Consider the following 18,493-nt stretch of genomic DNA (forward strand, 5'->3'; position numbering starts at 1 on the left):
GAACCAGTCATAGCTGTCCATGATCATGTTGCGGACCATCGCGCGTTCTTCTTCAGTCGTTGGCTTGAACGGCGAGGGCGCGGCCTTCAGCGGCGATGACTTCACCTMTTCGAGCTTGACGCCAATCTTGTCCATCAGGCCCGTCAGGTCAGGATATTGCACAAGAACGCCGATCGAGCCGACGATGGAGGACTTGCGCGCCACGATATGGTCGGTGGCCGTGGCGATCATGTAGCCGGCCGAAGCGGCCAGCGTGCCGACCTGGGTGACGACGGGCTTTTCGGCGGCAAGCTTGCGCACCGCATCGAAGATGGCTTCGCCGCCGGCGGTGGTGCCGCCGGGCGAATCGATCGACAGGATTACGCCCTTGACCGCGGCCGACTTGCGGACGTCGTCGATGCGCTTGAGCAGCTCCTCGTCCTCGGTGATCGTGCCGTCGACCCTGATCTTGGCGATATGGTCACTGGTGACGCCGGGAATCCGCTCGCCGGCGAGCCAGGTCGACAGGCCGACAATGGCCAGTGCCGCAATGACAAAGGCGACAACGCGCCAGAAAGTCACTTTGCGCCGCAACCGGCGTCGGTCGATGAGATCGTCGGCTTTCATGGACATGGCGTGCCTCGCATGCTGTGAGGCTTGCGCTTTTATCGCAACGCTTTGGCGAGAGCCACCGCTTTCCTGACGCACCTACCGTTGCGGGAACTTGGATTTGTAATGTAAATAGCCATATTGGGGTTTGCTTTTCGGCAGCTGGACGCGCGGGGCGTGTACGTTCGGCAGCATTTCTTTGACCTTGTGGTCATATTTTCGTGGCTTTCATCCGCTTCACCGTGCCGGCCTGAACACGGCCTAGATAGTTCGAAAAAGGGACATTTGCGTTGGCGCGACCGATCGATACGAGTGGCGGCGGTGGCGGCGTTGCGGTGGATACCGCAATTGCGCTTGCGACTTCGCGCGGCGATGCTTTCGACCTGGCGTCGCGCCATTCGCGCCGCGTCCGCTTTCTCAAACGCGTTTTGCCGCTGGCGGCTGTGGCGCTTGCTTTGCTGTTCGGCGGCTATTCTTATCTTGCCGCACCGCCCTCCTTCAAGGTCAAGGCTGAAGGTGCTGCCTTCTCCGAAGGCAAGCTGGTGATGGCCAAGCCTCAGCTCAGCGGCTTCACCCGGACCAATCTGCCCTATTCGATGACGGCTGACCGCGCCGTGCAAGATCCCTCCAACCAGGGTGTGGTCGAATTGCTTGGCATTGACGCCAAGCTGCCGATCACCGCCGAGAGCGTTGCCGAGGTCATTGCGGCGCGTGGTATTTATGATCGCGCGGGCAATACGCTCAATCTGACGGATCAGGTCACAGTAAAGACCAGTGACGGTATGGTCGCCAAGCTCAAATCGGCGTATCTCGATATGGGCAGCGGCGAGATGAAGACCACCGAACCGGTTGAAATAAGCCTTGACGGTTCGAAGATCACGTCCGATTCGATGTCGATGCTCGAAAACGGCAAGGTTGTCGTCTTTGAGAAGAGGGTACGCGTGGACATCGATCCGGCGCGATTGAAGGCGGCGCAGAATGATAGCGGAGGCGGGAGTGCGGCAAATTAGGTCTTTGCGGTCGTTGGCCGCGTTAACATGCGCGGGTGTTGTGCTTTGCACCGCCGGCGCTCTGGCGCAGGACAGCCAGAGCAGGCTTTCGGGCCTCAAGCTCTCCGGCGATCAGCCGATCCAGATCGAGAGCGACAAGCTCGAGGTTCGCGAATCGGAAAACCTCGCGATCTTCACCGGCAACGTCAATGTCACCCAAGGGCCGACACTGATGAAGTCGGGCAAGATGACAGTCTATTACGCCAAAGACGGCGGTTCGGCGGCCACCGGCTCCGCCAAGATCGATCGGCTTGAAGTCGATGACAAGGTCTATGTGAAGTCCGACAAGCAGGTTGCCACTGGTGACCGCGGCACATTCGACATGAAGACCGAGGTGCTGGTGATGTCCGGCAAGGAAGTCGTTTTGTCGGAAGGCGACAACGTTCTGGTTGGCTGCAAGCTTACCGTGCAGATGAAGACCGGCCTGGCGCAGGTCGACGGCTGCACCAAGGGCACCAACAGCAATGGTCGCGTCATAATGTCGATTACGCCGAGTTCGCAGAAGAAATAATGACTGAACTATCCCGGTTGTTGTCGCGTCTGAAGCCCGGCTCGGCGCAAAAGCTTGCCGCGCCCGCGATAACTGGCGGTGCCAAGAACGGTAAGTTCAAGGGTACGCTGATCGCCAAGGGCCTGACCAAGAGCTACAAGGGCAGGCAGGTAGTCTCCGGCGTGACGCTTGGCGTGCGCGCCGGCGAGGCCGTAGGCCTGCTTGGTCCCAACGGCGCCGGCAAGACGACCTGCTTCTACATGGTCACAGGGCTTGTGCCGGTCGATCAGGGCACCATCGAGATCGATGGCTTCGACGTGACCGCGATGCCGATGTACCGCCGCGCGCGTCTCGGCATCGGCTATCTGCCTCAGGAAGCCTCCATCTTCCGGGGCCTTTCGGTCGAAAACAACATCCGCGCCATTCTCGAAGTGGTCGAAAAGAGCCGCAAGGAGCGCGAGAAGTCGCTCGATGCGTTGCTTGAGGAGTTCCACATCAGCCATCTGCGCAAGGCGCCGGCCATCGCGCTGTCAGGTGGCGAGCGGCGGCGTCTTGAAATTGCGCGCGCACTGGCCAGCCGGCCCAACTACATGCTGCTCGACGAGCCTTTTGCCGGTATCGACCCGATCGCAGTCGCCGACATCCAGCAGCTTGTCCGGCATTTGACCAAGCGCGGCATTGGCGTGTTGATCACCGACCATAACGTCCGCGAGACGCTTGGCCTGATCGACCGCGCCTAMATCATCCATGCTGGCGAGGTTTTGACCCACGGCCGCGCCGACGAGGTCGTCGCCAACCCGGATGTCCGCCGTCTTTATCTCGGCGAGGGTTTCACGCTCTAATCGCTGAATGTGCAGCCGGCGCTCGATGCTGCCGGCTGATGCATTGGCAATAGCTCTGCCGAAACCCCAATCTGCTTGACATGCAAAAGCCGGGCCAGTTTTATCGCAGCTGGCAGGCGCGCCGGCTTTCGGCCGCCTTGAATCGGGATCGGGTCACAACAGTCTATGGCGCTGTCGGCGAAATTACAGCTACGGCAGTCGCAGTCCCTTGTGATGACGCCACAACTGATGCAGTCGATCAGGCTGCTGCAGTTCACCCATACCGAGCTCGAACGCTTCATTGATGACGAGATCGAGCGCAATCCCCTGCTGGAGCGGGTGGACGCGCCTGAAGACGCTCCCGACCCATTTCCGAAGATCGAAACACCCAGCGAGGCAAACGATAGCGCCAGCGAGGACTGGTTCGAGGCCGAGTCGGGATGGAGCTCGGAGGCAATCTCCGACAAGCTCGACACCTCGCTCGAAAACCTGTTTCCAGACGATCCCGGCGCTGTCGAGCGCATGGGGCCAGACCTTGCAATGCAATGGAAGTCGTCGTCTCCGGGCTCAAGCTCGGGTGGTGCGTCCGATGGTTTCGACATGGAGGACATGGCAGCGGCCGCCATCACGCTGCGCGACCATGTCGGCGAGCAGATTTCCTTCTCCTTCATCGACCCGGCCGAGCGGCTCGTTGCCTCGGAATTGACCGACTGGCTCGACGAAGCCGGTTATTTCCGTGGCGATCCAGGTGAGATCGCCACGCGCTTCGGTGTCGACGAGGCATTTGTGCTCAGGGTGCTTGCAGGTTGCCAGGGCTTTGATCCGGCAGGGCTTTTCGCTCGTGATCTTGCCGAGTGCCTGCGCATCCAGCTTGCCCGCCGCAACCGGCTCGACCCGGCGATGGCGGCACTCATCGACAATCTCGACCTTCTGGCCAAGCGCGATTTCGTCAGCCTCAAGCGTCTTTGCGGCGTCGATGAGGAGGATCTGCTCGCCATGCTGGCAGAAATCCGCGCGCTAGATCCCAGGCCCGGCGGCGCCTTTGCCGGGGGCGCCGCCGATACCATCGTGCCCGATGTCGAGGTGCGCCAGGCCGCCGACGGCAGTTGGGCGGTGGAGCTCAATCCCGAAACCTTGCCGCGCGTGCTGGTCGACCAGGTCTATTTTGCCGAGGTGACCGGGCGGACCAAGAATGCCTCGGAGCGGAACTTCCTCAGCGAGTGCCTGCAAAACGCCAACTGGCTGACGCGAAGCCTCGACCAGCGCGCCAAGACGATCCTCAAGGTCGCCTCGGAGATCGTGCGCCAGCAGGACGCTTTCCTGGTTCACGGCGTGCGCCATCTCAGGCCGCTCAACCTACGCACCGTGGCCGATGCCATCGGCATGCATGAATCGACAGTGAGCCGCGTCACCGCCAACAAATACATGCTGACGACGCGTGGCGTGTTTGAACTGCGCTACTTCTTCACCGCTTCGATCGCCTCTGCCGAAGGTGGCGACGCGCATTCGTCGGAAGCAGTGCGTGACCGCATCCGGCAGATGATCGAGGAAGAACAGGCCGCCGAGGTGCTGTCAGACGATGCCATTGTGGATATCCTGAAGAAAAGTGGCGTCGACATCGCCAGGCGCACCGTCGCCAAATATCGCGAAGGCATGAACATCGCCTCGTCCGTGCAGCGCCGGCGCGAAAAGCGTGCGATCGCAGGCAGCGCCAGCTAGGCCGAAGCCCGCGGAATTGTGGCCTTTCTGGCTCTTGATTGACAATCCCTAATGAAGTGGCTAGAAGCCCGCCCGCATGAAGAGGGCTAAGCCCGCCAAAGAAAGATGCGGCACGAGATGGCTTGTGATACGAGCCATAGGCTGCCGGTGGGTGGCCCAAGATCAGCCGACAGGTTCGGACTTAAAATCGGTGAGACAGGCGAGCCAACGCTTGTTTGCATCGGCCACGGGTATAAACTCGGACTGGTTTGAAGTCTGAACAGAAAAGGTCAGTTTTCAGATGAGCCTGCGTATTTCTGGAAAACACATGGATGTCGGCGATGCGTTTCGTACGCGTATCGAAGGCCGTATCGGCGAAGCGATCGGAAAATACTTCGATCGCGGCTTCTCCGGACACGTCAACGTCGTGAAGGCTGGCTCGCGCTACACCGCCGATTGCGTGGTGCGGCTCGATTCGGGCATGTCGTTGCAAGCCACCGGCGAGGCCCAGGAGCCGACTGCCGCGTTCGAAGCGGCAGCCGATAAGCTAGAAACCCGCCTGCGGCGCTACAAGCGCCGGCTCAAGTCGCACAATCTGGGTGCCGGCAACGGTGAATTGACCGATATCGCCTATTCCGTGGTCGCACCGCTCGTCGACGATGATGAGGATGTGCCTGAGGATTTCGCACCCGCCATCGTTGCTGAATCGACGATGGTGCTGAAGACCATGTCGGTGGCGTCCGCCGTCATCGAGCTCGATACCAAGGACAGCCCAGTTGTCGTCTTCCGCAATGCCGGCAACGAGCAACTCAACATCGTCTATCGCCGGCCGGATGGAAACATCGGCTGGATAGATCCCTCGACCGCTAAGGTCGCCCAGGGATAGTCGCCGCCGACCGCATGTGGGGTTTTGGGGCAATGCGGCGGTGAGCACAGCAAGGGAATTTCAGCATGGATCTGAGTGATCTAATCGAGGTACCGGCGATCATGCCGGCCTTGAAGGCGAATTCGAAGAAGCAGCTTCTGCAACTTCTCGCCGAAAGGGCCGCGTCGATTTCCGGCATCCCCGAGCGGGAGGTGTTCGACACCATACTCCAGCGCGAGCGTCTCGGCTCGACCGGTGTCGGCAATGGCATTGCCATCCCGCATGGAAAGCTCGCAGGCGTTAAGCGCATCACAGGCGTCTTTGCGCGCTTGGRAACGCCCGTCGACTTCGAGGCACTTGACGACCAGCCGGTCGATCTCGTCTTCCTGCTGCTGGCCCCTGAAGGGGCCGGGGCCGATCATCTCAAGGCGCTGTCGCGCATCGCGCGTGTCCTACGCGATGCCGATACCGTGGCCAAGATTCGCGGCACGCGCGACGCGTCCGCCATCCTGGCGCTTCTGTCGGAGACGCCGGCTTCACACGCCGCTTGACGTTTGGGTAGATGCTTGGGATTTTGGAAAAGCTTGGCAAGGGCCGCGTTTCGCGGCCCTTTTCCGTTTCGCCACCTGTCGTATCGGCCCGAATGGAGCCGATACCGCAAAGGGTTAGTGGATGGCGACGGTCGTCAGATCGTTTTCCATCGCACCGGCAAGAGCACGGTCACGAGCGTCGGACAATAGGATCGGCTCGCCATTGGCGGCAAACAACGCCCACAGCTCAAGGCCGGGATCGATCTCTGTGAGGCCTGGGAAACGGCCGCGCAGGTCGTCGCTGGATACCTTCCTGAGATAGGCGACGGAACCTTCGCCGAGATGGGCGAGTTCGCCCGTAGTCATGGTGTGTCTCTGGTCAGTACTGGGCATTGCAGCCTCCTTCTAGCCAGGATGCCGATTCGGCCATCCCGCATGAGAGCCATCGGTAGCTCTTAGTCTGCTACCGATATGTTTATTTTCCGTACCAGCCGTTCGGCTTCCGGTCGGTCGAGATCGACCGAGAGCAGACCGTTCTTTAGATCGGCCGCGATCACCCGCATTCCGTCAGCCAGCACGAAGCAGCGTTGGAACTGTCGTGATGCGATACCGCGATGCAGGAACTCGCGCTCCTTGTCCTCGCTCTGTCGGCCACGCACGATGAGTTGGTTCTCCTCGACGGTGACGTCGAGATCGCTTTCGGCGAACCCGGCCACGGCAAGCGTAATCCGCAGCCTTTCGCTCCGTTCGTCACCATCCCTGATGCGTTCGATGTTGTAGGGCGGATAGCTGTCGCCCGACTTGGCAAGGCGCTCCAGCGTCTTTTCCATCGTGTCGAAACCCAAGAGAAGCGGGCTCGAAAAGGGCGTCATACGGCTCATGTTACAGCTTGTCCTCCGAGAGCGACATAAAGCGGAAAAACCCAGGTGGCATTTTCCCGACTGTTGTTGATATGGTCCGCCGCGTCGGCAACTTCAAGACTGCAAAAAAACTGCCCAACAAGGAAAGAAAATGCCCATACCGCGCAAGATTATCATCGACACCGACCCCGGTCAGGACGATGCCGTCGCCATATTGCTKGCGCTCGGAAGCCCCGAACTGGATATCCTGGGAATCACTGCCGTCGCCGGCAACGTGCCGCTGAAGCTGACAGAGAAGAATGCCCGCAAGATCTGCGAACTGGCCGGCCGCCCCGATATCAAGGTTTTCTCAGGCGCCATCCGTCCGCTGATCCGCGAACTCGTCACCGCCGAGGAAGTCCACGGCAAGACCGGCCTCAATGGCCCCGAACTGCCTGAGCCCACGATGAAGCTCGAGGAGCAGCACGCCGTCGACTACCTCGTTGAGACGCTGATGCGCGAGGAAGCGGGCACCGTCACGCTGTGCCCGCTCGGTCCGCTCACCAACATCGCACTCGCCATGATCCGCGAGCCCAAAATTGCACCGCGTATCAAGGAAATCGTGCTGATGGGCGGCGGTTTCTTTGAAGGCGGCAATGTCACGCCCTCGGCCGAGTTCAACATCTATGTCGACCCGCATGCCGCCGACGTGGTGTTCCGCTCGGGCGTGCCGATCGTCATGATGCCGCTCGACGTCACCCATAAGGCGCTGACGACGACCAAGCGCATCGATGCTTTCCGCCAGCTCGGCACCAAGGTTGGCCTCGCCACCGCCCAGATGCTGGAGTTCTTCGAGCGCTACGACGAGGGCAAGTACGGCACCGATGGCGGTCCGCTGCATGATCCGTGCGTCATTGCTTACCTTATCAAACCCGAGCTGTTCCAGGGCCGCTTCTGCAACGTGACGGTCGAGACGGCGTCGGAGCTGACAATGGGCATGACTGTGGTCGACTGGTGGGGTGTCACCAAGCGCGAGAAGAACGCCACCGTCATGCGGGACATCGACCATGACGGCTTCTTTGAGCTGCTGGTCGAGCGCCTCGGCCGGCTCTGAGAGCAAGTGTTGAACAGAAAGGGGCGGCACGTGGCCGCCCCTTTTGTTTTGTAGGTGGACGAAACGTTCTATCGCGCGCGCGAAAACGCCAGCCACACCCCGCCGCCGACAAGGAACGTGCCGCTGATGCGCGTCATCAGCTTGAGGCGCTTGGCCGAGAGAAACTTGCCGGCGCGGCCGGCTGCCACGGCGTAAGTGGAATCCGACAGTGCTGCGAAAACCATCGCGGTGATGCCCATGATGACGATCTGCTGGGCGTAGTTTGCGGTCGGGTCGATGAATTGCGGAATGAAGGCGCCGAAAAAGATCAGCGTCTTGGGATTGCTGATCGCAACCAGGAAGCCTTGCAGGAAAAAGCCGCCGCGCGGTCGCTTGGGCAAACCGTCGGCGGCAAGTTCGCCGCCCGAGCGGAACATCTGGATGCCGAGCCAGATAAGATAGGCCGCACCCAAAAGCCTGACCCATTCGAACCAGTGGCCCATGGCCTCGATCATCTGGTTGAGGCCGATGCCGACAATCGCGATCATCATGGCGACGCCGATCTGCGTGCCGGCGGCGTTGAGCAGTCCAGCGCGCGTGCCGTGCCTGATACTGGAGGCGATGATCAACGTGACGGTCGGCCCCGGTATCAGCACGATGACGATACAGGCAACGACGTAGGCAGCGTAAAGTTCGAGCGACATGTCCGTTCCTCCGGCGGTCGCTCGACACTAAGCACTGAGATTTTACGCGTCTCCAGAAGGTGCTGCGCTCAACCCTTGAGTGCGGCATCCACCTCGGCGGCGAGCGGGATGGCTGGCTGGGCACCCGGCTTCAAGCAAGCAAGCGACCCGGCCACAGCCGCGCGCCGAAGCGCGTCCTTGAGGTCGAGCCCAGTCGACAGGCTGGCGGCGAGATAGCCGCAGAAGGTGTCGCCTGCACCCACAGTATCGACCGGCATGATCTTGAGCGCGTCGACATGGACGAGTTCGTCGCCCTTTGCCGCCAGAACGCCTTCGCCGCCGAGCGTGACGATGACGGTAGCGCCGGTACGGCGGGCAAATTCGCTCATGCGCTCCGGCCGCTCGCCGGCAGGAAGGCTCAGGGCCTCGGCGTAGAGGTCGAACTCGGTTTCGTTGGCAACGACATAGTCGGCCTTGCCGACGAAGCTTGCGGCTTCGGCGCGGAAGGGGGCGGTGTTGAGCATGGTCACCGCTCCCGCCTTGCGTGCCGCCTCGAGTGCCGCGTCTACGGTCGCGAGCGGTATCTCATGCTGGAGAAGGACGATGTCGCCCTTTTTGAACTGCGCCTTGGCGAGGTCGCCCGGCACCACCGAGCCATTGGCGCCCGGAACCACAGCGATCATGTTCTCGCCGTCGCCGCCGACCAGGATCAGCGCGATGCCGGTGGCCGCCTGGATATGGGCGACGCCGGAAAGGTCGACCCCACCATCCTTGAGATAAGCAGTCGCTTCGCTGGCAAACGCGTCCTTGCCGACCGCACCCACCATGCGCACCGGTACACCGGCGCGCGCCGCCGCAAGCGCCTGGTTGGCGCCCTTGCCGCCAGGCGCGGATTTGAAGTCGCTGCCCGGAACGGTCTCGCCGGGACCCGGAAGACGGCCAACAGTGGTGATGAGGTCGAGGTTGATGGATCCGACAACGGTGATCACGGCAGTCTCCTGAAAAATCGGCCGGAAACTAACCTGTGTCGCGTCCACTTGCCAGATGGTGCGTTGTCATTTGACACATCACCCCGCGACCTGTCCGGCCTCCCAACCCAGGATCGCACGCTTGCGCGTCAGGCCCCAGTGGTAGCCGGTCAGCGCGCCGGACTTTCCAAGCGCACGGTGGCAGGGCACGACGAAAGATAGCGGGTTGGCGCCGACGGCGGCACCCACAGCGCGGCTCGCCTTGGGCGAACCGATTTCCGAGGCGATCGACGAATAGGTGCATGCCCGGCCCATCGGGATCTTGAGCAGCGCCTCCCAGACCCGGACCTGGAAGTCGGTGCCGATCATCACTACGCGCAGCGGTTGGTCCTGCCGCCAGCGGGTCGGATCGAAAATGTGGGCGGCATAAGGTGCTGTCGCGCTCATGTCTTCGACATAGGTGGCGTTGGGCCAGCGGCCAGACATGTCGGCAAAGGCCGCGCGTTCTTCGCCGGCATCGTTGAACGACAGGCCGGCGAGCCCACGGTCGGTGACCATGACAAGTGCTACGCCAAAGGGCGAGATGTGGAAGCCGTAGCGGATGGTAAGGCCGGCACCTCGGGTCTTGTAGTCGCCTGGCGACATTGCCTCATGGGTAACGAACAAGTCATGCAGGCGACCCGGCCCCGACATGCCGACCTCGAACGAGGCCTCGAGCAGCGGCAGGCCATCGTCGAGCAGTTTGCGTGCGTGATCGAGTGTCACCGCCTGCAGGAAGGCCTTTGGCGACAGGCCGGCCCAGCGGCTGAACAGCTTCTGCAAGCCGGTCGGCGTTTCGCCGACTTCGTCGGCTAGGGTTTCGAGCGAAGGCTGGTCGCGATAGTCGAGGCTGATCTTTTCGATCACCCGGCGCACAGTTTCATATTCGGAACCGACGGGCGTGATGTCCTGCTGCAGGGTGGCGATGGGTTTCGTTTGCGTCTGGGCGTTCATGGTCATGTCTCCTTGGACGCCAATATCGCGCTGTCGGTGGGTATTTCCCACCCGATTCCTGCTCATCTGCTCCTTGCGGTTGCAAGTGCCCGCGAAAAAGCCTTGGCGAAGCTTTCGCGGTCGTCGGGATTGAGGAAGCTGCCGATCGGCACGCTTTTTTCCCGTGATACCACGGCCATGTCGGTGATGCCGATCTCGTCGTGACGGGAGACGGCAAAACGCGCCCAGAACGGGTTGAAATGATACTGCTCCGATTTGCCGGAAGGCGCGGTCTTGAGGATGTCGAGGCTGGTGCGGGAGACGGTCACTTCTTCGCAAGCACGGGCCGCGCGATAGTTGAGCCGGAAGGCGATGTAGAGGCCGATGACGTCGAGGCCGAAGAAGCCGAAGATCGGCCAGGCGCCGTAGCTCAGGAAGATGATGCCGGTGACGATCCAGCCGAACATCAAGGCGCCCATCAGGATCATGAAACCGGTGCGGCCAAGCGACCGGTGCGGCAGCAAAAGCGCCTTGAAGAAGGGCTCGTCGGCAGCAAAAGTGGCGTTTGTCTCGCTCATGTCGGTTAATTATAGAGAGCCTATGAAAAACCCCAAGTCCAAAGATGCGCCAACTGCGTCGCAGGCCACCGTTCGCGCCGGCACCAAGCCGCGCGCCCGCGCCACGCGTGCCAAGTCGCTCTACTCGGCTGCGGAAGTCCGTGAAATCTTCCGCCGTTTCCAGGTCCAGCGGCCCGCGCCGAAGGGCGAACTCGAACACGTCAATCCATTCACGCTTTTGGTCGCCGTGGCGCTGTCGGCGCAGGCGACCGACGCCGGCGTCAACAAGGCGACGCGGGCGCTTTTCGCCATTGCCGATACGCCTGAAAAGATGCTGGCGCTCGGCGAAGAGGCGGTCGGCCAGCACATCCGTACCATCGGCCTGTGGCGCAACAAGGCCAAGAACGTCATCGCCCTGTCGGAGGCGCTGATCCGCGATCATGGCGGTGAGGTGCCCGACGATCGGAACATGCTCGTCAAGCTGCCCGGTGTTGGCCGCAAGACCGCCAATGTCGTGCTCAACATGGCCTTCGGCCACCATACCATGGCGGTCGACACCCATATCCTGCGCATCGGCAACAGGATCGGGCTGGCGCCCGGCAAGACGCCCGATCAGATCGAGGCGATCCTGGTCAAGATCATCCCCGACGAGTTCATGCTGCATGCCCATCACTGGCTGATCCTGCATGGCCGCTATGTCTGCAAGGCACGCAAGCCCGATTGCTGGCGATGCGTCATCGCCGATATCTGCAAGTCACCGGAAAAGTCGACAAGCGAGCCCGCGCCGCTGGTGCTGCTGGACGAACTCGATGCGGTCGAGGTCGCCGAAGCCGAAGTGGCGGCCCAGTAGTCGCGCGGCAGGCCTGTCAGCAGGTTGCCGCTGTCACTATTGACGACCAAACCGCTCCCGAGCACATTTCAACCGTGGCCCTGACCCGTGACATCAATTCAATGCCGGATTGGATCCGCAGCGAGCTTGTCTCGCGCGGCGTGCTTGCAGCTTATGAGGCGCGGCCGGACTATCAGCGCAACGACTATCTCGGCTGGATCGAACGCGCCAAGCTGGATGCGACCCGCCGCAAGCGGCTCGACCAGATGCTCGACGAGCTTGAGCGTGGCGGTGTCTACATGCGGATGGTCTGGCGCGCCTGATCCTGTTGGCGGATGCTGAAATGTCGATCTGGCCTGCTGCTTGGCTGTCGGGCTGTGCTACATCCCCGGCAACGATGGATGGAGCCTGACTGATGACCACTTTTGACCTTGCCGATATTCCCGTCATCGAGACCGAACGCACCATCCTCAGGCCGCACCGGCTGGCCGATTTCGACGCCTATGCCGAAATGTGGGCCGATCCGGTGGTCACGCGTTTCATTGCCAAGCCACGGACGCGCGAGGAAAGCTGGCAGCGTTTCCTGCGCCATGCCGGCTCCTGGTCGCTGATCGGCTATGGCTTCTGGGCGGTCGAGGAAAAGGCCACAGGCCGCTTCATCGGCGAGGGCGGCTTCCATGACCTCAAGCGCGACATCGAACCTTCGATCGAAGGCATTCCCGAGGCCGGATGGGGGTTCGTCGCCGACATGCATGGCAAGGGCATTGCCAGTGAGGCGGTGGCGGCGTTCGTACGCTGGGCCGACAGCTGCTTTGGCGGCCGCACCGTCTGCATCATCGATCCGGCAAACGGTGCTTCGCTGCGCGTCGCCGAAAAGAATGGCTACCGCGAGATCGACCGCACCACCTATCATGGCGAACCGACGATCTTGCTCGAACGCCTAGGTTAGGTCTGGCGTCAGTTGCCGAGCGCCGTCGAGACGATCGGCCTGGCGTTGCCGATGCGTTCCCAGCGGTGGCCGTTGCCTTGCGCCTGGCGGGCAAAATAGCTGTAGGGCGTGCTCGACCAGTCGCGGACTGAGCTGGTCATGTTATCGAGGATGAGGTCGCCCTCGCTGGTCCGTACGGTCAACACCGTATGACCTTGACCACGATAGCGCGCCACGGTGAGCAGCAGTGCCGATGCCGGCCAGCCGCGTGCCAGCAGCTCCTTTTTCTTCAGGATGGCGAAGTCTTCGCAATCGCCATAGGCGGTTGGCACGCGCCAGTCATCGTCCATGCCGACAGCGACAAGGTCGCTGCGCTCCTTGATGCGGGAATTGACCGAGCGGTTGACCTGCTGCAGCTCGGCGTTGAGCCTGGACTGCAAGGCGATGACCTTTTTGCCGCCAGATGTGCTGCATAGCCGGGGCTCGCGGCTGCAGAATGAGGCAAAAGCGGGCGGTGCGAAGGCATTGCCCCTGGTTTCCATCGTCGTGCCAGCCTGAGCGGCAAGCGGGCTGGCGAACGAAGCCGAAAGCGCGATCAGTGCGGCATAACGTTTCACGGTTTTGTACCCCGGTGCTTAGCCTAAAGGATGATGGGTATCGGTAAATGAGCTGTTGCTAAAGTGACGATCGCGCCGGTAAGCGGCAGAATGCTTAACAAATTGTAACTTGCTTAAACAAGACTTGAAGCAGGGCGGCGATAGTGCCCCTCGTAGGCGCCGGTTGTCGTTTTGGAAGCTGTGAGCGGCGCCCGAAGGGCGAGCGCGCACCGGCTGACTCAGGCTGGAACTCCATGTGGGATGGCGTGTGAAAAACTGAAAACACAGGCGTTGCTGCCGTTGACATAGCCTCGGTCGTTTTGCAGAGTGAAACCGGTTTCACTTTTGGGAAATGTGCCGCTTGAAGTTCGACCTGTCGATCCTTGCGAAGCATATCCCCTTCCTGCTGGAAGGGGCGTGGCTGACGCTGCAGGCCTGCACGCTTGCCGTCATCGGCTCTCTCGTGCTCGGCCTGGCTGTCGGCGCGATGCGGACCTCGGCCTCGCCGCTGCTCAACAGGCTGGCTGCCATCTATGTCGATATTTTCCGCAACATCCCCTTCATCGTGCAGCTGTTTTTCTTCTATTTCGGCCTGCCCGAGATCGGCATCTATATCGATGCCTTCACCACCGGCGTGGTTGCCCTGTCGGTCGCCGGCGGCGCCTTCACCTCCGATGTCATCCGCTCGGGCATCCTGGCCATCGACCCTGGTATCATTGAGGCGGCGCAGGTCAGTGGGCTCAAGAAAAGCACCATCTTCCGCCGCATCGTCTTGCCGATCGCGCTCCGCGCCTCGGTCAGGCCGTTGGGTTCGGTCTTCATCAACCTGATCCTGACGTCGTCGATCCTGTCGACCATCACGCTTAACGAGCTGACCGGCTCGGCCAAGATCGTCGCCTCCAACACCTTCAGGCCGTTCGAGGTCTATTTCGTCCTGCTCGTTGCCTATGCGGCGCTGACCTATTCCGTTTCGATCCTCAGCGGCGTTCTGCACCGCTACCTCAACCGTCACCAGTCTGAGGGAGCGGTCTGATGCGCTACGGGGATTTCACGCCGTTCGACATCGTCCTGCTTTTGCAGGGGCTGGGCGTATCGCTGGCGCTGTTCGTCTCGACGACCCTGATCGGGCTCGTCGTCGGTTCGCTCTGGGCGRTGATCCGCTTCTATCGCGTGCCGGTGCTGATGCAGATCGTCACCTTCGTCGCCGAACTGCTCAAGAATTCGCCGGTGTTGGTCCAGCTGTTTTTGGTGTTCTTCGGCCTGCCTGCCTTCTTCAAGATCAACGTCACGCCGACCGAAGCGGCTGTCATCACGCTGTCGGGCAACAGTGCCGCCTTCATCTACGTGATCGCGGTGTCGGCGATCGAATCCGTCGGCCGCGACCAGATCGAGGCCGCGCGTGTCTTTGGCCTGACGCGCTGGCAGACCTTGCGCCGGGTGATAGCGCCGCAGGCGGCCGCCTTTGCCATCGGCCCGCTCACCGGTCTCCTTGTCAATCAGTTGCAGGTCACCTCGCTAATCTCGGTGATCGGCGTCATGGACCTGACCAAGGTCGGCAATATCCTGAACCTGCGCACGCTCAAGCCGTTCCTCGTCTGGACTGCTGTCGGCGCGCTCTACTACCTGACCGCAAAGCTGGTCGCCTACGCCGGAAGCCGTTTCGAAAAGCGGCTCAGGGCGCATACGGCATGGAGAGGCCTGTAATGATCAGCGTATCGGGAGTGCGCAAATCCTTCGGTGCGGCCACCGTGCTCAACGGCATCGATCTCGAAATCCGCCAGGGCGAGGTCGTTTCGGTGCTGGGCTCCAGCGGCTCGGGCAAGTCGACCCTCATCCGCTGCATCAACGGTTTGGAGAAGATCGACGCCGGCAAGATCACGGTCGACGGTTTCGATGTTTCCAAGCCGCGCGAGCTGAGCGAGGCACGCAAGCGCTCTGGTACTGTCTTCCAGCTGTTCAACCTCTATCCGCACATGACCGCCGTACAGAACATCTCCCTTGCTCCGGTTGAGGTGCTGAAGGTGCCGCGCAAGCAGGCCGAGGCCGAGGCGCGCGAACTGTTGCAGTCGGTCGGGCTGAGCGATCGTGCCGACGCCTATCCTTCGCAGCTCTCCGGCGGCCAGCGCCAGCGTGTCGGCATCTGCCGGGCGCTTGCGATGAAGCCGAGTTACCTCCTGCTCGACGAGGTGACGAGCGCGCTCGACCCTGAGATGACATCAGAAGTGCTGTCGATCCTGGCCGCACTCGCCAAGACCGGCACCACCATGGTGTTCGTCACCCACGAGATCGAGTTCGCGCGGTCCATTTCCTCGCGCATCGCCTTCCTCGACAAGGGTCTGCTCATCGCCGACCTGCCGACCGAAGAGTTCTTCTCGGCCAAGGGCATGGCCCTGCCGCGCGTGGCTCAATTCCTCTCCAAGATGCGTAAAGACTGAAAATGATCCTGCTTGCCAATTCCGAGGCCTGGCCCGGCTTCTCCAAAAGCGTCGAACTCCTGAAGGGCGGCAGCCACGGCATCGATGCCATGGTCGCCGGCATCGGTGAGGTCGAGCGTGAAGTGAAGGTCCGCAGCGTCGGCTTCGGTGGCTGGCCGAACATGCTCGGACGCATGGAGTTCGATGCCGGCGTCATGGACGGCACGACGCGTGAAGTCGGTTCGGTTGGTGCCGTGCCCGACACCATCCCCGTGGCGGCTCTCGCACATGAAGTGATGAAGCGCCTGCCGCATGTCATGCTGACCGGCGACGGCGCCCGACGCTTTGCCACGGAGATCGGCTTTGGCGTCGACGAAACGCTCTACGAAGACAGCAAGCGTGTATGGTGGCAGCGGCTGGAAAAGGAGCTTTCGCCGGAAGAACTGGCAAAATTCCCCGACATTGCGCTGGCACCGCTCAGCCGCACCATCACCGACCCGGAGCGGGTGCGCGATACCACCGTGTTCCTGTCGCAGGACAGTTTTGGCGGGCTCAATGTCGTGACCTCGACGTCGGGCTGGGCCTGGAAATACCCCGGCCGTCTCGGCGACTCGCCCATCCCCGGCGCAGGCTTTTATGCCGACAGCCGCTTTGGTGCTGCTGCCTGCACCCACACCGGCGAGATGACCATGCGCTGCGGTACCGCGCGCACAATCGTGCTTGCGATGCGGCTGGGCTACTCGCTCGAAGCGGCCACCGCGCTTGCCATCGAGGAACTGCGCGAGCTGAAAAGCGGCTTCCTTGCCGGCGTTGTCATTCATGCGCTTGACGCCAAGGGCAACCACAAGGTCGTCAGCCTGAATTGCGAAGAGCAGATCAAATACTGGTTCTGGGACACCGACATGCCAGAGCCGGAACACCGCTTCGCCGAACCGTTCACATCCTAGAAACCCGAGGGAGGGAAAAATGAAGAACCTGATGACGAAACTTGCCGGGATGGCCCTGGCCGTGGGCCTTGCCGCAACCGGCGCTGCCCAGGCCGGCAAGATCGACGAGATCCGCGAGCGCGGCACCGTGCGCATCGGCGTGTCGCTCGGCGGCGAGCCGATCGGCTTCCGCGATGCCCAGAACAACCCGGTCGGCTATGACGTCGATGTCGCCACCATGCTGGCCGAAAAGCTCGGCGTGCCGGTCGAGTTCGTCGACGTGTCTGGCGACGCTCGCATCTCGATGCTGGTTTCCGGCCAGATCGACATCGCGGTCGCCAACACCTCGGCGACGCTCGAGCGCGCCAAGTCAGTCGACTTCTCGATCCCCTACAACCGCGCCGGCTTGCGCATCATCGTCCAGAAGGACTCCGGCATCGCCAAGCTTGAAGACCTCGCCGGCAAGAAGATCGTCGTCGGCCGTGGCTCGACGGGCGAGACCTTCATCAAGAATGCGGCACCTCAGGCCGAGCTCGTCTACACCGACAATTTCTCGCCGGAAGGCGTTCTGCTGCTGCAGCAGAAGCGTGTCGACGCAGCCATCGAGGACTCCTCCCTGCTCGACTACCTCGCCACCAAGAACGAGAATTTGGTGACCCTGCCGGGCCTGCACTCCAACGATCCGATCGGCATTGCTGTCGCCAAGGGCGACGAGGGTTTCGTGCGCTGGATCGACATGTTCGTGTCGGATTACATCCAGAGCGGCGCTTACCAGGCCAACTACAAGAAGTGGTGGGGCGAGACCGCCAACCCGCCGGCACTGACCCCGCTTTGGTAAGTTGCTGCCGCCAAGCCCCTCTCCTTACAGGGGAGGGGTAGGTGGTGCGTCCTTCGAGGCTCGCTACGCTCGCACCTCAGGATGAGGACCGTTGGGCCAGTTCGGCTTTATCCTGAAAGGCTGTTTCTAAAGACCAGATCCAAGCTCTCGCTTCACCCGACAGGGCCTCACCGACAGATATGGGTGGCATCAACGGTCCTCATCCTGAGGTGCGAGCCCGCAGGCCGTTCGGGCCAAATCGCCTAGTTCAGCGGGCGAGCCTCGAAGGACGCACTTACAGAGCATTCACGACGTCGCGCGCGGCACGAAGAAGGTCGGCACTGTCACCTCTGCATGTCCATCGCCGAACTGTTCGGGTGTCGCGAGGAAACGCAGGATCTCGCCGACATAGGTCTTCTTGTCGTAGCCGATCGACGAGATCGGATAGGCCTCGAAATCCGTCAGGGACAGATTGTCGAAGCCGTAGAGCCGGAAGCGCTCTGGCCTGTTGCCGGGAAAGGCATCGCGGTGAACATCCATGATACCCATCGCCATGGCATCGGACGTGCAGAACACCGCGTCAGTCCTCGGCCATTCCGGCGACTGCGCAACGCTGCGCCCGCTCTGGTAGGAGTAATCGCCGCGCAGCTCCGCGACCAGGCTGATGCCGCGCCGCTCCATCTCGGCCTTGTAGTTGGCGATGCGCGACCGCTCGACCGGAGAGGATACACGCCCGGTCACGAGCGCCGCTGTCGCAATGCCCTTGCCAGCCGCGTCGGCGACAGCCTCGGCGATGCCGATCGCCTCGTTGGGCACCACCGAGGGAGACG

24 protein-coding genes are annotated in these 18,493 nt (G+C 61.8%); 15 read left to right on the plus strand and 9 right to left on the minus strand.

The features are described 5' to 3' along the window. A partial coding sequence (locus AC1DWF_RS21070; RefSeq protein ID WP_476842022.1) for a S49 family peptidase occupies positions 1-612 on the minus strand: 612 nt, incomplete at its 3' end. Between the two features lie 266 nt (positions 613-878). On the opposite strand from AC1DWF_RS21070, the gene lptC reads away from it, so the two are divergent. The 6 genes from lptC to ptsN all read left to right on the plus strand — a co-directional run bounded on the left by lptC (position 879) and on the right by ptsN (position 6,062). Beyond that, the gene (gene lptC / locus AC1DWF_RS21075; RefSeq protein WP_476782827.1) at positions 879-1,598 is read left to right on the plus strand and encodes an LPS export ABC transporter periplasmic protein LptC; all 720 of its coding nucleotides are present in this window, start codon (positions 879-881) and stop codon (positions 1,596-1,598) included. Continuing rightward, positions 1,567-2,148, plus strand: coding sequence for an LptA/OstA family protein (locus tag AC1DWF_RS21080; protein ID WP_476788529.1), 582 nt, complete (start codon positions 1,567-1,569; stop codon positions 2,146-2,148). The genes lptC and AC1DWF_RS21080 overlap by 32 nt, the downstream gene beginning before the upstream one ends. Beyond that, positions 2,148-2,969 (plus strand): LPS export ABC transporter ATP-binding protein, encoded by an 822-nt coding sequence (gene lptB, locus AC1DWF_RS21085; RefSeq protein ID WP_476842023.1) that lies wholly within the window; start codon positions 2,148-2,150, stop codon positions 2,967-2,969. Before AC1DWF_RS21080 ends, lptB begins: the two co-directional genes overlap by 1 nt. A gap of 165 nt (positions 2,970-3,134) precedes the next feature. Next, positions 3,135-4,667 (plus strand): RNA polymerase factor sigma-54, encoded by a 1,533-nt coding sequence (rpoN, locus tag AC1DWF_RS21090; RefSeq protein ID WP_476788528.1) that lies wholly within the window; start codon positions 3,135-3,137, stop codon positions 4,665-4,667. 280 nt (positions 4,668-4,947) lie between these two features. Continuing rightward, complete coding sequence (hpf, locus tag AC1DWF_RS21095) at positions 4,948-5,532, plus strand: ribosome hibernation-promoting factor, HPF/YfiA family (protein ID WP_476782831.1); 585 nt, start codon at positions 4,948-4,950, stop codon at positions 5,530-5,532. Between the two features lie 65 nt (positions 5,533-5,597). Next, the gene (gene ptsN, locus AC1DWF_RS21100) at positions 5,598-6,062 is read left to right on the plus strand and encodes a PTS IIA-like nitrogen regulatory protein PtsN (RefSeq protein WP_476842024.1); all 465 of its coding nucleotides are present in this window, start codon (positions 5,598-5,600) and stop codon (positions 6,060-6,062) included. A gap of 114 nt (positions 6,063-6,176) precedes the next feature. Here ptsN and AC1DWF_RS21105 read toward each other — a convergent pair whose 3' ends face one another. Continuing rightward, positions 6,177-6,434, minus strand: a complete 258-nt coding sequence (locus tag AC1DWF_RS21105; protein WP_476782833.1) for a BQ00720 family protein — start codon at positions 6,432-6,434, stop codon at positions 6,177-6,179. 62 nt (positions 6,435-6,496) lie between these two features. After that, positions 6,497-6,922 (minus strand): Hsp20 family protein, encoded by a 426-nt coding sequence (locus tag AC1DWF_RS21110; RefSeq protein WP_476782834.1) that lies wholly within the window; start codon positions 6,920-6,922, stop codon positions 6,497-6,499. Between the two features lie 130 nt (positions 6,923-7,052). Here AC1DWF_RS21110 and AC1DWF_RS21115 point away from each other — a divergent pair, with 130 nt between their 5' ends. Next, a complete protein-coding gene (locus AC1DWF_RS21115) occupies positions 7,053-7,994 on the plus strand; it encodes a nucleoside hydrolase (RefSeq protein ID WP_476782835.1) in 942 nt (313 codons plus the stop codon). A 68-nt stretch (positions 7,995-8,062) separates the two neighbouring features. Here AC1DWF_RS21115 and AC1DWF_RS21120 read toward each other — a convergent pair whose 3' ends face one another. From AC1DWF_RS21120 to AC1DWF_RS21135, 4 genes are all read right to left on the minus strand, one after another. Next, complete coding sequence (locus AC1DWF_RS21120) at positions 8,063-8,677, minus strand: LysE family translocator (RefSeq protein WP_476788526.1); 615 nt, start codon at positions 8,675-8,677, stop codon at positions 8,063-8,065. A gap of 68 nt (positions 8,678-8,745) precedes the next feature. Continuing rightward, positions 8,746-9,645 (minus strand): ribokinase, encoded by a 900-nt coding sequence (locus tag AC1DWF_RS21125; protein WP_476782837.1) that lies wholly within the window; start codon positions 9,643-9,645, stop codon positions 8,746-8,748. Positions 9,646-9,723: 78 nt separating this feature from the next. Continuing rightward, entirely contained in the window at positions 9,724-10,617 is an 894-nt protein-coding gene (locus AC1DWF_RS21130; RefSeq protein ID WP_476782838.1) for a methylated-DNA--[protein]-cysteine S-methyltransferase, read from the minus strand. A 62-nt stretch (positions 10,618-10,679) separates the two neighbouring features. Continuing rightward, positions 10,680-11,174: a DUF2244 domain-containing protein gene (locus AC1DWF_RS21135; protein WP_476782839.1), complete on the minus strand. Its 495-nt coding sequence runs from the start codon at positions 11,172-11,174 to the stop codon at positions 10,680-10,682. A gap of 22 nt (positions 11,175-11,196) precedes the next feature. On the opposite strand from AC1DWF_RS21135, the gene nth reads away from it, so the two are divergent. The 3 genes from nth (at position 11,197) to AC1DWF_RS21150 (ending at position 12,931) form a co-directional block, all read left to right on the plus strand. After that, positions 11,197-12,003: an endonuclease III gene (nth, locus tag AC1DWF_RS21140; protein WP_476782840.1), complete on the plus strand. Its 807-nt coding sequence runs from the start codon at positions 11,197-11,199 to the stop codon at positions 12,001-12,003. Between the two features lie 74 nt (positions 12,004-12,077). Then, complete coding sequence (locus AC1DWF_RS21145; RefSeq protein WP_476782841.1) at positions 12,078-12,305, plus strand: YdeI/OmpD-associated family protein; 228 nt, start codon at positions 12,078-12,080, stop codon at positions 12,303-12,305. A gap of 92 nt (positions 12,306-12,397) precedes the next feature. Continuing rightward, positions 12,398-12,931: a GNAT family N-acetyltransferase gene (locus tag AC1DWF_RS21150; protein ID WP_476782842.1), complete on the plus strand. Its 534-nt coding sequence runs from the start codon at positions 12,398-12,400 to the stop codon at positions 12,929-12,931. Between the two features lie 8 nt (positions 12,932-12,939). Here AC1DWF_RS21150 and AC1DWF_RS21155 read toward each other — a convergent pair whose 3' ends face one another. Continuing rightward, positions 12,940-13,527 carry a transglutaminase-like cysteine peptidase gene (locus AC1DWF_RS21155; protein ID WP_476782843.1) on the minus strand — a complete coding sequence of 196 codons (588 nt, stop codon included), beginning with the start codon at positions 13,525-13,527 and terminating at the stop codon, positions 12,940-12,942. Positions 13,528-13,867: 340 nt separating this feature from the next. Here AC1DWF_RS21155 and AC1DWF_RS21160 point away from each other — a divergent pair, with 340 nt between their 5' ends. From AC1DWF_RS21160 to AC1DWF_RS21180, 5 genes are read left to right on the plus strand one after another with little or no spacing between them, the layout of a single operon-like run. Continuing rightward, entirely contained in the window at positions 13,868-14,539 is a 672-nt protein-coding gene (locus AC1DWF_RS21160) for an amino acid ABC transporter permease (protein ID WP_476782844.1), read from the plus strand. Continuing rightward, a complete protein-coding gene (locus AC1DWF_RS21165) occupies positions 14,539-15,210 on the plus strand; it encodes an amino acid ABC transporter permease (RefSeq protein ID WP_476842025.1) in 672 nt (223 codons plus the stop codon). Before AC1DWF_RS21160 ends, AC1DWF_RS21165 begins: the two co-directional genes overlap by 1 nt. Then, complete coding sequence (locus tag AC1DWF_RS21170; RefSeq protein ID WP_476782846.1) at positions 15,210-15,941, plus strand: amino acid ABC transporter ATP-binding protein; 732 nt, start codon at positions 15,210-15,212, stop codon at positions 15,939-15,941. Before AC1DWF_RS21165 ends, AC1DWF_RS21170 begins: the two co-directional genes overlap by 1 nt. Before the next feature lie 2 nt (positions 15,942-15,943). Next, positions 15,944-16,867: an isoaspartyl peptidase/L-asparaginase gene (locus AC1DWF_RS21175; RefSeq protein WP_476788525.1), complete on the plus strand. Its 924-nt coding sequence runs from the start codon at positions 15,944-15,946 to the stop codon at positions 16,865-16,867. A 19-nt stretch (positions 16,868-16,886) separates the two neighbouring features. Then, positions 16,887-17,684 carry a transporter substrate-binding domain-containing protein gene (locus AC1DWF_RS21180; protein ID WP_476784647.1) on the plus strand — a complete coding sequence of 266 codons (798 nt, stop codon included), beginning with the start codon at positions 16,887-16,889 and terminating at the stop codon, positions 17,682-17,684. A 285-nt stretch (positions 17,685-17,969) separates the two neighbouring features. On the opposite strand, the gene AC1DWF_RS21185 is transcribed toward AC1DWF_RS21180, so the two are convergent. Beyond that, positions 17,970-18,493: substrate-binding domain-containing protein (locus AC1DWF_RS21185; protein ID WP_476842026.1), on the minus strand; the 524-nt coding region annotated here is incomplete at its 5' end.

The sequence above is a fragment of the Aminobacter sp. P4_D5 genome (assembly GCF_056401815.1).